13 protein-coding genes are annotated in these 11,921 nt (G+C 38.4%); 7 read left to right on the top strand and 6 right to left on the bottom strand.

Going from position 1 to position 11,921, the window contains the following annotated elements; translation table 11 throughout:
- The first annotated feature begins 670 nt into the window (after positions 1-670).
- From rpmH to mnmE, 5 genes are all read left to right on the top strand, one after another.
- On the top strand, positions 671-805 hold the full coding sequence (gene rpmH / locus I8T81_RS18850) for a 50S ribosomal protein L34 (protein WP_000831329.1): 135 nt from the start codon (positions 671-673) through the stop codon (positions 803-805).
- 29 nt (positions 806-834) lie between these two features.
- Positions 835-1,227, top strand: a complete 393-nt coding sequence (gene rnpA / locus I8T81_RS18845) for a ribonuclease P protein component (protein WP_004706196.1) — start codon at positions 835-837, stop codon at positions 1,225-1,227.
- 10 nt (positions 1,228-1,237) lie between these two features.
- Positions 1,238-1,558 carry a membrane protein insertion efficiency factor YidD gene (yidD, locus tag I8T81_RS18840; RefSeq protein ID WP_004706194.1) on the top strand — a complete coding sequence of 107 codons (321 nt, stop codon included), beginning with the start codon at positions 1,238-1,240 and terminating at the stop codon, positions 1,556-1,558.
- 5 nt (positions 1,559-1,563) lie between these two features.
- Positions 1,564-3,324, top strand: a complete 1,761-nt coding sequence (yidC, locus tag I8T81_RS18835) for a membrane protein insertase YidC (protein ID WP_004706192.1) — start codon at positions 1,564-1,566, stop codon at positions 3,322-3,324.
- 92 nt (positions 3,325-3,416) lie between these two features.
- Positions 3,417-4,772, top strand: a complete 1,356-nt coding sequence (mnmE, locus tag I8T81_RS18830; RefSeq protein WP_198072791.1) for a tRNA uridine-5-carboxymethylaminomethyl(34) synthesis GTPase MnmE — start codon at positions 3,417-3,419, stop codon at positions 4,770-4,772.
- A 46-nt stretch (positions 4,773-4,818) separates the two neighbouring features.
- On the opposite strand, the gene I8T81_RS18825 is transcribed toward mnmE, so the two are convergent.
- Positions 4,819-5,082, bottom strand: coding sequence for a metal/formaldehyde-sensitive transcriptional repressor (locus I8T81_RS18825; protein ID WP_004706188.1), 264 nt, complete (start codon positions 5,080-5,082; stop codon positions 4,819-4,821).
- Positions 5,083-5,323: 241 nt separating this feature from the next.
- On the opposite strand from I8T81_RS18825, the gene I8T81_RS18820 reads away from it, so the two are divergent.
- On the top strand, positions 5,324-6,022 hold the full coding sequence (locus tag I8T81_RS18820; protein ID WP_198071851.1) for a DsbC family protein: 699 nt from the start codon (positions 5,324-5,326) through the stop codon (positions 6,020-6,022).
- A 50-nt stretch (positions 6,023-6,072) separates the two neighbouring features.
- On the opposite strand, the gene I8T81_RS18815 is transcribed toward I8T81_RS18820, so the two are convergent.
- The 4 genes from I8T81_RS18815 to I8T81_RS18800 all read right to left on the bottom strand — a co-directional run bounded on the left by I8T81_RS18815 (position 6,073) and on the right by I8T81_RS18800 (position 9,676).
- Positions 6,073-6,324 (bottom strand): GlsB/YeaQ/YmgE family stress response membrane protein, encoded by a 252-nt coding sequence (locus I8T81_RS18815; RefSeq protein ID WP_004706183.1) that lies wholly within the window; start codon positions 6,322-6,324, stop codon positions 6,073-6,075.
- A gap of 172 nt (positions 6,325-6,496) precedes the next feature.
- Entirely contained in the window at positions 6,497-7,024 is a 528-nt protein-coding gene (gene hpt / locus I8T81_RS18810; protein WP_000214980.1) for a hypoxanthine phosphoribosyltransferase, read from the bottom strand.
- Between the two features lie 214 nt (positions 7,025-7,238).
- Positions 7,239-8,564: a guanine deaminase gene (gene guaD, locus I8T81_RS18805; RefSeq protein WP_107972687.1), complete on the bottom strand. Its 1,326-nt coding sequence runs from the start codon at positions 8,562-8,564 to the stop codon at positions 7,239-7,241.
- Positions 8,565-8,620: 56 nt separating this feature from the next.
- On the bottom strand, positions 8,621-9,676 hold the full coding sequence (locus I8T81_RS18800; RefSeq protein ID WP_019456674.1) for an aromatic ring-hydroxylating oxygenase subunit alpha: 1,056 nt from the start codon (positions 9,674-9,676) through the stop codon (positions 8,621-8,623).
- 410 nt (positions 9,677-10,086) lie between these two features.
- Between I8T81_RS18800 and I8T81_RS18795 the strand changes: the two genes are divergently transcribed.
- Complete coding sequence (locus I8T81_RS18795; protein WP_052319501.1) at positions 10,087-10,668, top strand: nucleotidyltransferase family protein; 582 nt, start codon at positions 10,087-10,089, stop codon at positions 10,666-10,668.
- Positions 10,669-10,716: 48 nt separating this feature from the next.
- On the opposite strand, the gene I8T81_RS18790 is transcribed toward I8T81_RS18795, so the two are convergent.
- Positions 10,717-11,670 carry a TerC family protein gene (locus I8T81_RS18790; protein WP_198071850.1) on the bottom strand — a complete coding sequence of 318 codons (954 nt, stop codon included), beginning with the start codon at positions 11,668-11,670 and terminating at the stop codon, positions 10,717-10,719.
- Positions 11,671-11,921: the final 251 nt, after the last annotated feature.

The raw sequence follows: 11,921 nt of genomic DNA, 5'->3' as shown, positions 1-11,921 counted from the left end.
GTGTATCCCCTATGTCTGCGTTTTAAATTCAAATCATTTAAAGATTAACCCTTCCTGATAAGAAGGGGTCGCCATTCTACCCAAGTTATCCACATCTGTCATGACGATTTCAGTTGATTTTGTCTAAAAAGAAAACTCTTGTGAATAAATTTAAATTCAAAACCAATTGTGAATAACTTTTTGCACATCCTGTGGATAAATTAACACATAAACTTATCCACAATCTATAAAGTTAATAAAAACAGAGTTATCAACAACTCAAATATATGTTTTTTAAATTTAAAACTACGAAATCCACAGAAAAAGTCCACACTAATAAGAATAAATTTAAATTTTAAAATTTGAATTTATATAATAGGGTCGCATCAAATTGTGGATAACTAAAAAATATGAATTTAAATTCAAATATACCAAACCAGAACCACTTTGACATCTTGGTTTGTTGATAAGTATGTAAATAAGAAGTGTATATCTTAAAAGTCTCAATAAAAATAAACAATTACTTTGTGCATAACTCTTAAATAAGAAAAAGTAGCTAAATATAAACAGAAGGTAGGAAAGTAAAAATTTGACTTAAATACAAAACTTTCTCGGTTTTTCATTGACAGCGTAAACATTGCACAATAAAATCGCGGACCTTTATAGAAAGATCATTTTTGGGAGTTTCAATATGAAACGTACTTTCCAACCATCTGAATTAAAGCGTAAGCGCGTTCATGGTTTCCGTGCTCGTATGGCAACTAAAGCTGGTCGTCAAGTTTTAGCTCGTCGTCGTGCAAAAGGTCGTCATAGCTTAACTGTTTAATTACTGTTAGCTGACCAGACTTGGGTGTGATGGCACTTTACAGTTTTAGCACAGATCGTCGTGTACGCTGTGCTGCAGATTATAAAAGTGTATTTGATGGTGCGCTTTTTAAAGTGCATCAGCCCCATTTTTTATTTCTTGCAAAATTCACCGAACAGCCTAATAGCCGTTTGGGTATTGTCGTTGCTAAGAAAAAAGTGCGCCGTGCGCATGAAAGAAATCGAATAAAGCGTCTTGCCCGTGAGAGCTTTCGTCTTAATCAGCCGAAATTTGGGTTAGACATAGATGTTGTTGTAATGCCTAAAGTTGGTATTGAAACGATTACGAATGCTGAGCTATATCAACAATTAGATTTTGCTTGGCAAAAATTACAACGCTTGGCAAAAAAACATTCTAAAGTTGTCCCAACCTCGCAGAACTAAGAGATGACCAATGGTTCGTATTTTGCGTTGGTTGATTCGTCTGTATCAAATTGCGATTAGTCCGCTTCTTGGACCCCGTTGTCGTTATATTCCAACTTGTTCCCAATATGCGATAGAAGCATTACAAACTCATGGTGCAATTAAAGGCGTTTGGTTATCTTCTAAACGTATTTGCCGTTGTCATCCATGGGGAGGCTCCGGATATGATCCGGTACCGCCAAAAGCAATTCGTTTTATTTCGTTTCATCAAATAGATTCTCAAACGCATCATGTTGCTGTACCCTTTCGTGATCGTTTAATGAAGCAAAATCTCTCTAACCATTTGGGGTAATAGATATGCAACAATGGGCCAGGTTTGCAATTCTCGGGGCCATGTTTGTCACCGCATATTTGCTCATTTTGGCTTGGCAAAAAGATTATGGAAATGCTGCAACTGCACCGCAACAACAAGCGGCGGCTGTAAGTTCGCATGAAGTATCTGCTGATTTGCCAAATGCCAAAACTGCAACAGTGGCTTCCGATGTGCCACAAGCAAATATTGCGCAGTCACAAACCACAGATGCAACTGCACCTGTGAATCAACAGCTTATTTCAGTACAAACTGACCTTTACCATATTTGGATTAATCCAAAAGGTGGTGATATTGTTCGTATTGAATTACTCTCTCACGACAAAAGCAAAGACAGTAATCAACCTTTTGTTATGCTTGAAAATGATGCCAAGCGTACATATGTTGCTCAATCTGGCTTAATTGGTTTGAATGGACCAGACAGTAGTCGTGGTGGTCGTCCGTTATATGCGGTTGAAAAAACATCATATACTTTGGCTGATGCTAAAGGTGTACAAGATCAAAAGGGTCAAGCTGAAAAAGTTTTAAACGTTCCTATGGTATTTAAAACACCAGAAGGCGTTGAAATTATTAAAACTTTCACCTTTACTCAAGGTCAGTATCCGATTGTTGTAAGCCATCAAGTCATTAACCGTAGCCAACAAAATTGGCAAGGTCAGATGTTTGGACAATTAAAGCGCGATAACTCTGAGGATCCTGGTAAGTCTTCTCAAGGTATTTTCACACTAGGAACTTTCTTAGGTGGAGCATGGGGTACGCCTGATTCACACTATAACAAGCTTAAATTTGCTAATTTCTCAGAAGAAAAAGTAAATACTGAAGCTAAAGGTGGATGGGTTGCGATTGTTCAGCATTATTTTGTTAGTGCTTGGATTCCTGGAAATCTTAAACTGACCCAAGCAAATGGTCAGCCTTATGTTGCGAAGCTTGAATCTCGTCAGTCTGCGGATCATATGAATATTATTGGCTTTACGTCGCCAGTAATTAATGTTCCAGCTGGCACTTCAATGGAAGTAGATGCGAAGCTTTATTCAGGTCCAAAAGTACAATCTGAATTAAAAGATTTGGCTGTAGGTTTAAACCAGACTGTTGACTATGGTTGGTTATGGCCAATTGCCAAGTTGTTGTTCTTAGGTCTTCAATTCTTCCATAGTATTGTTGGTAACTGGGGGTGGTCGATCATCTTGCTTACCATTATGGTGAAGATGATTTTGTGGCCTTTATCTTCAAAAAGTTATCGTTCTATGGCGAAAATGCGTGTGATTGCACCAGAAATGCAACGCATGAAAGAAGAGTTCGGTGAAGACCGTATGCGCTTCTCGCAAGAAATGATGGCACTTTATAAACGTGAACAAGTTAACCCACTGTCAGGTTGCTTACCATTATTGCTACAAATGCCAATTTTCCTTGCTTTGTACTGGGTACTCATGGAAAGTGTGGAATTGCGTCATGCGCCATGGTTAGGCTGGATTCAAGACTTGTCAGCAATGGATCCTTGGTTCATCTTGCCATTAATTATGGGTGCGACAATGTTTGCTCAGCAAATGTTGAACCCGCAACCTGCTGATCCAATGCAAGCAAAAGTGTTCCGCATTATGCCGATTATGTTCACGGTATTTATGTTGTTCTTCCCTGCGGGTCTGGTGTTGTACTGGATTGTGAACAACAGTATTACTATTTTACAGCAGTCGTTTATTAACAAGAGTGTTGCGAAAAGTCGTCTAAACAAGACTGAATCAGCATCTTAAACGTTGAACTTTTGCTGAATCAATCCGCTTAAGATGGTAATCTTAAGCGGATTTTTCTTTGGCTGTATTTTGGGTTTTTTTAGATGAGTAATATGCAAAGTCAAACCACAATTGCCGCAATTGCAACGCCACCAGGGCGTGGTGGAGTGGGCGTGATTCGCTTATCTGGACCTAAGGCCTATGAAATTGCTCAAAAGCTGACGCAAAAAAACTTGCCTGAAGCACGCATGGCTGGTTTTCGTAAGTTTTATGATGTAGATGGAAGCATCATAGATGAAGGGATAGTGTTGTGCTTTCCAAATCCGCACTCCTTTACTGGTGAAGATGTTGTCGAGTTACAAGGTCACGGCGGTCCAGTTATTCAAAATGCCTTGCTTGGTCGTTTATTTGAGCTTGGTGCAATTGCTGCAAAAGCTGGTGAATTCTCCATGCGAGCTTTTGAAAATGGCAAAATGGACTTGGTACAAGCTGAAGCGATTGCGGATTTGATTGATGCGACTTCGCAAGCTGCGGCTCGTTCGGCAGTCCGTTCTTTACAAGGTGCATTTTCAACAAAAATTAATACAGTTTTAGAAAAACTGATCCATTTACGATTGCATGTAGAAGCTGCAATTGATTTTCCTGAAGAGGAAATTGATTTCCTAGCAGATGGTAAGATTTTAGCTTTACTCGAAGATGTTCAGCAGTCAGTACATGCAGTTCAAACATCTGCACGACAAGGACAACTTTTGCGTGAAGGTTTACAAGTTGTGATTGCGGGTAAACCGAATGCGGGTAAATCGAGCTTGTTAAATGCACTTGCTGGTGTAGAGCGGGCTATTGTGACCGATATTGCTGGTACTACTCGCGATGTTTTGCATGAAAAAATTAGCTTAAATGGCTTACCAATCACTTTAACAGACACTGCTGGGCTTCGTGAAACGGGTGATGTGGTCGAAAAAGAAGGGATTCGCAGAGCAATCAAGGAAATTGAACAAGCCGATTTATTGTTGTTAGTTTACGACTTGAATCAAGGTGATGACCCATTACAACTCGCTCAAGAATATTTTGCTGAGCATATTGAACCGCGACGTTTAATGCTAATTGGTAATAAATGCGACTTAACCGGTCAATTAGCCGAAATCACTGATTTTCAGGGGTTCCGCCATATTACAGTTTCTGCAAAACAAGAGATGGGTGTACAAGGCCTCGTAGATGCGATTACAGCGCATGCAGGTTTTCACCCTGAGGAAGATACGTTTATTGCAAGAACACGCCATTTAGACGCAATGAAGCGCACACAACTCTATCTTTCAGAAGCACGTGAGCAACTTGTTGTATTTAACGCTGGTGAGCTTGTTGCCGAGTCATTACGCCTTGCTCAAAATGCTTTAGGTGAAATTACAGGCGACTTTAGCGCTGACGACCTATTAGGCAAAATCTTTGGTTCTTTCTGTATTGGAAAATAATAAAAAAACTGGATGATGTAGAGTGCTATGTCATCCAGTAATTTCCTTAGCCGTATCTCTTTAAAACTTTTAAAAATTCCTCTAACTCATTTTGATCAACTTCTGCACCTTGAAGTACATGGTGGTGTAAGTGTTGTTCCATCAATTCACTCATTAAACCGTTTATTGCACCTTTGATGGCTGCAACTTGCTGCAAAATATCGATGCATGAGGATTCTGGTTGTTCTATCGCATTTTCGATGCTGTTGATTTGCCCTTTTAGTCGTTTTACACGATTAAGAATTTTTTTATCCTGACCAATGTGACTCATCTGTTTTCTCTTAATAATTCAATATACTGGTAGGGAGTATATTGGGTTTAAATGTTATGCACGGCTATAGTGTATCACGTCATGATCAAAATCAGATTGAGAAAGCTTTTAAAAGCTGTTTATGTTCCACGTGAAACATTGGATTAACTAAGTGGGAGTTTGGTTATAACTCGTAATCAGTTCTGTTTTCAAAAGATGAACTGATTAAAATGATATTCTTTCCTCTCTATGAGTCGGTTTTATGCTTAAAAAATTAGGAATATTGGCATTATTTAGCTTAACTACAAGTTTGAGTTTAGCTAATGTGGATACTGTTCGGGAAAATATTAAAAAACAATATCCTAATTTGAAAATTAGCAATATTCAGAAAACCGAAATGCCCGGGCTATATAGCGCTAATCTGGATCAACAAATCATTTACCTTGGTGAAGATGGTCAGCATATGTTGGTAGGTTCTATGATTCGCTTAAAAGATCAGAAGAATTTAACCAAAGACTTAGTTTTAGGGCAGAATTCAATTGATTGGAAACAATTGCCTTTAAAAGATGCTATTAAAACAGTTAAAGGTAATGGTCAGCATGTTTTAGCGGTATTTTCTGACCCAAATTGCCCTTACTGTAAAAAGCTCGAACCTGAGCTAGATAAGCTTAAAGACGTAACAATTTACACGTTTATCTATCCTTTAAAACCTCAATCTATTGTCGTTTCCAGACAAGTTTGGTGTGCGCCAAACCAATCATACTCTTGGAAAAAGCTAATTGAACAAGGTGTTAAACCAATGGTTGCGAGCTGCACAAACCCAATTGACCGAAACTTGGAGCTTGGAAGAAAATTAGGTTTTAATGCTACTCCTACTCTGATTTTTGCAAACGGTTTTAAATTAATAGGTGCAAGGTCTGCTGAAGAAATTCAGGAAGTCTGGAAAGAGCTAGGTCTATAAAGATATTAAAAAAAGCACCATAGGGTGCTTTTTTATGAATGAACTAAAGTTTAGCTTTTTCGTGCAATCAAATTGTAAATAAACAAAATAATGACGGCACCAATTACGGAAGCGATAAAGCCCGCAGCTGAATTTTCTCCGTAAAAGCCAAGTAAGCGACCACCATAAGTGGCTAGAAGTGAACCTGCAATACCAATTAAAGTGGTAACGATAAAGCCTGCCTTGTCATCACCTGGATGCAAAGCACGAGCGATTAAGCCAGCGAAGAAACCAACCACAATAGCAACAATAAGTGACCACATATTTGTTCTCCAGTTGTTTTTTTGATGAAGTTAATGATTTTGCTTCATATTCTATCGTGCGACAGAGCTGTCTATTTTGTCTGTAGCAGATTGCGACTTTTTGTGTCTTTTTTGTTCAAAGATAAAACCTTATATAAAAAAATAGCACCTTATGGTGCTATTTTTATGAAATTTATAGGCCAATTTCACCAATAAAAGGCAAATGGCGATATTTTTGATCGTAATCTAGGCCATAGCCCACAATAAACTTATCTTCAACTTCAAAACCTAAAAATTTTACTTCGAGATCAATTTCACGGCGAGATGGTTTGCTCACTAATGTGCACAATTGAATCGAATTTGGCTCGCGAGTTTGCAACATTTCCACAACTTTGCTTAAGGTGTTGCCTGAGTCGATGATGTCTTCAACCACTAGTACATCTTTACCGCGAATTTCACCGTCAAGATCTTTTAAGATTTTAACATCTCGGCTTGAAGTGGTACCACCGCCGTAGCTAGACACTGTCATAAAGTCGAGTTCGTGTGGTTTGGTAATGGTACGGCATAAGTCTGCCATAAAAATAACAGAACCACGAAGTAGACCAATCAGAACCAATTCTTTGTCACTATTTGCATAGTGAGAATTGATTTGCTCGCCGAGCTCTTTGACTTTTGCTTGAATTTCTTCGGTTGAAATCATGATGCTCATTGCAACAGTCATGGCAGATTCCTACAAGATATAAAAGAAAAAATAAAAAAGGTGTTGACCTGCAACACCTCGAAAAACTGAGTTAATGGTAAAATTTTAAAGCAAAATGACGTTTCATGCACCCTTTGAAGGAGTTGAAATTTTATGATTTTGCTGAATATGTCGATCACGCTTTAACGCAACAGCACATATTCCAAATAATAACAAAAACTTAATAATGCCTTTTTTACTGGGCTGTTTCTTTTTGATAAGCACGTTTTCCATAAACATAAGTCGCCTCAATATTACGGTCATCACCTAAAGTGAATAATGCAAACAGTGAATCTTCAACAGTCTTGGATTTAGACTGACGAAGTTGCTGTAATGCTGTTGGCTTGAGATTCAATACCACAAAGTCTGCTTCTTTACCGACGTTGAAGTTGCCTAACTGGTCTTGTAAATCAAGCGCTTTTGCTCCGCCTAAGGTTGCATGATAAAGCGCTTCATAAGCTGAAAGTTTATCACCTTGTAACTGCTGAACCTTATAAGCCTCGTTAACAGTTTGCAGCAAGCTAAATGATGTACCAGCACCGATATCTGTCCCTAAACCTACTTTCACTTGTTTTTCCCATGTCTTTTTCAATGGGAATAAACCACTGCCTAAGAACAGGTTTGAGGTTGGACAAAATGCGATAGCTGACTGCGTATCATGCATACATTGCCATTCTTGATCTTCTAAGTGAACGCAATGCGCAAATACAGAACGTTTACCAGTTAGGCCATAATGTTGATAAACATCTAAATAGCCTGCTTGTTCTGGAAATAAAGATTTCACCCAAGCAATTTCATCTTTGTTTTCACTTAAATGTGTATGGACATAAACATCTGGAAACTCTTGTTTTAACTGCCCTGCTCTTTCTAGCTGTTCAGGTGTAGATGTTGGTGCAAAACGTGGCGTAATTGCATATAGAGCACGGCCTTTACCATGCCATTTTTCAATGAGTGCTTTAGTGTCGCTGTAAGCCGTTTCTGGGGTATCACAAAGCGCTTCAGGGGCATTACGGTCCATGAGTACCTTACCGGCGATTAAACGCATCTGAACGTGCTCTGCGGCTTCAAATAAGGCATCCACAGACTCAGGATGAACTGTACAGAAAACGAGGGCTGTGGTTGTACCGTGTTTTAATAGCTCTTGAACAAAGAACTGGGCAATTTCACTTGCGTATGCTTTGTCTTGAAACTGGATTTCGGTTGGAAATGTATAGGTATTAAGCCAGCTTAAAAGTTGCTCGCCGTAAGCTCCCACCATTTCAGTTTGCGGAAAATGAATATGGGTATCAATAAAGCCGGGTACAATCAATTGTTCTGGGTAATGTTGAACCTCAACTCCAGCAGGAAGATGCTGTTGAGCGTCTTCCCATGCACCAAACCATTTGATTTTTCCATGTTCACTAATCAATACACCATCTTCTAGATAACGCACTTGATTTGGAATATCAGTTGGCTCAGAGACAGTTTGTTGAATATCTAAAAAACGACCACGCACAACGGTGGTATTTGCGATCAATGACATGGAAAGCCTTTATATTTTCACTTTTTTCGATTGATTGTACCCCACTTAGCCAAGATTTAAACGGTATAACGTTTACTTAGGCCCCATTCTGCTAAAATCCGTCGATAAGTCGTTGATGAACGGTCTGCTTCAAAATGTGCCTCCATCATTAAATCAAGCGGAAGGTCTTCTGGCTTTTGTGATTCGACCATGTCTTGGTCTTCTGCAAAAATTTGCGCATTAAATGCATATACCTTTTCTAAATCCCCTGTTTGGTCAAAGTTACGTGTAAGTGGAACAAATAAACGGGTTTTATTGCTTGAGATAGGACAGCAGGCATTTAAGATTTTTAAGACCCCACCTTCTGGGAAATCGACCGTAAGCACAGCTGAAAAAGGCGGATAGACATCAAAGGTACGCTTCCATAAAAAGCCTTCTGGTTCGAGATGTTTTAACTCATGCGGATAGTTACTGACATTACTGATATAGACTGTTTTTAAGCCATATTCTGTACGTTCAGTATGGTATTTAGGGACAACGGGATTATCGCGACTGGCAAAGGCGTTGTGATGCACCCATGCAAAATGAGCGACATCGATAAATCCTTCGAGTTGACGCCCGCTAGAACCGCCAATATCGACAAAAGGCGGTAAAATTGATTGATGCTCTGCATGGTCCCAAGTATCTAATACAGGAATATTGGCTTTAGCAACATCACGACCATGAATACTGGTCCAAATCAAGCCATAACGTTCAACAACCGGAAATTTGGTCAGAGAAAAACGATCCGAAATTTTAGTTAACTCGGGTTGAGCTGGTATTTGGGTACATTTCCCTTCAGTGTTATAGCGTAGACCATGATAAGGACACACAATTTCTTCACCATCGACCCAACCTTTGGTTAAAGGAACGCCACGATGTGGGCAAATGTCTCGCACCAGATGAATTTCACCACTTTCTGTCTTATATAAAGCCATGTTGACGTCTAGTAATGTAACTCGTTGAGGTGCTGTGGAGACATCTTGAATACGCGCAACTGGATACCAATGAGTAGATAAAATTTCCCAATCTTTTGCTTCAAAGCTGCTGTTACACGGCATTGCAAGTGGCGTTAAAGTTGGAATCGCATTCATGGCATCTCTCCTTAAAAAAATCAGGGCTCTTTCGAGCCCCTAAAATCTAGGCTTTTTTCTTTTTAGGAGATGCAAAGAGCTTGCCAATATTGATTTTTAATAAAGAAATTAAGAGTAAAATTATTAAAATACATAATTTTATGGAATTTTATTTTTGAATTTTTGTTCTAAATTAGATTTGAAAATGAAAGTTCATTATGCGTTTTATACTTAAAGTGCACTGATTGATTGCAAGAAAGACCCAATAAAAAAGCACTTTAAAAGTGCTTTTTTATGTAGATCTATATGTTTATTACTCAACAAAATAATGTACTGCTCTTGAGCATCTTCATAGGGTATTGATCAGCGCTTTTAACGTGCAGAGCTTCTATGTACTATTACATGGTGGATGACTTTAGTATTTTCCAAATATGACAAATATATATGATAATTATCAACGAGAATTTATTGATTTGGTGATGAAATCTCCTTGTTTATTAAAGACATTAGCTATTATTTCTCAATTGCATCCAAAAGTTTATTTAAGTGCTGGTGCTGTAAGAAACACAGTTTGGTCATATTTACATGGCAAAACTTATGATTTAAATAGAAGTGATATGGATGTGATTTATTATAATGCTAATGAATGTGATGATAGTTATCAAAAAGAATTGCAAAGTGAGTTAAAAAGCAAATTTCCAAATCAAGATTGGGATGTTGTTAATCAGGCTTTGGTACATACATGGTACCGTAAAGATAATGGTGAAAAAATTCAACCATTAACTTCGATTGAGGAAGCATTATCATTATGGTCAGAAACAGCAACAGCTATAGCAATACGTTTCGACACTTTCGGTAATTTAGAAATAATTGCACCTTTTGGCTTATCAGATTTATTCGAATTAAATTTACGTTGGAATTCAGCTCTCGTTAGTTATCAGACTTTCAAAAATCGTGTAGAAAGCAAAAATTGGTTACAACAATGGCCAAAATTAAAAATAGTCAATTCCTAATATTAAAGGGCTTTCTATGAAAGCCCTTTAATATTATAAGTAAAGATTCTATGAGATTTGTCGCTTATTATGACGTAGAGAAAGATAAGCGGTAATTGCTAACACGATTACGATAAAGCTTAACGAGATCCAGATTGGCATGTGGAATACATCAAGCAACAACATTTTCGCACCAATGAACAATAAAATGATGCCTAAACCATACGGTAAGTAATGCAATTTAGATGCAGCGCCAGCAAGCAAGAAGAACATTGCGCGTAAGCCTAAAATTGCCATTAAGTTTGCTGTTAAAACAATGAATGGATCGCTCGTTACCGCGAAAATAGCAGGAATAGAATCTACCGCGAAAATCACATCTGAAGCTTCAACCAAAATCAAAACTAGAAATAACGGTGTTGCCCACAATAAACCATTTTGGCGTACAAAGAATTTGTCACCATCAAGCTGTGGGGTAATACGCATGTGCTTACGTAGCCATTTTAAAATTTTGATGTCTTCGATATTGGTTTCTTCTTCTTGTCCCTTTAAGAACTTAAAGCCTGTATAAACCAAGAACGCACCGAAAATATAAAGCACCCAAGAAAATTCTTGAACGAACCATGCACCAATGAAAATAAACAGAGTACGCAGTACGATTGCACCTAATACGCCGTAGAGCAAAATTTTACGTTGTAGTGCAGCTGGAATAGCAAATGCCGCAAAAATCATTAACCAGACGAAAACGTTGTCAATCGCGAGGGACTTTTCAAGTAAGTAACCTGCAAAGTATTCCATGGTTTTTTGGTTTGCTAAGGTCACCCCAACCGTTTGTTGAAGATAAAGCCATAAACCGCCACCAAATAAGACCGCGACGCTTACCCACGCCACACTCCAGTAGGCAGCTTGCTTAATTGAGACATCCTGGCCCTGCTTTTGTTTAAAGCCCAAGAAATCAATTAGGAGCATGACAATGACTATGCCAAAGAATGCTACGTACAGCCATAAATTGCCGATTGTTTCCATAAATCCTCCCTACATCCGGCAATTGGGCATAAAAAAACCTCGACCAGTTGCCAGATGAATTAAACATCTGTATCAACATGATCAAGGTCTTGCCTACATCATGAATTTCACGATGCTCAGATACCGACTTTTTAATAAAAGTGTATTGACGATATCTGACACATAACATTGCTGTTATGTTTGGAGGAGGCTACTCCCCTTGTCAAACTAAATTCTGTATTGGATAAAACCTATCCAATTTCACATAGAAT

Origin of the sequence: Acinetobacter seifertii (genome assembly GCF_016064815.1) — a bacterium.
GTDB classification, from domain to species: Bacteria; Pseudomonadota; Gammaproteobacteria; order Pseudomonadales; family Moraxellaceae; genus Acinetobacter; species Acinetobacter seifertii.
Note: the sequence above shows the minus strand (reverse complement) of the source record. Positions and strands in the feature narration are given on the sequence as shown.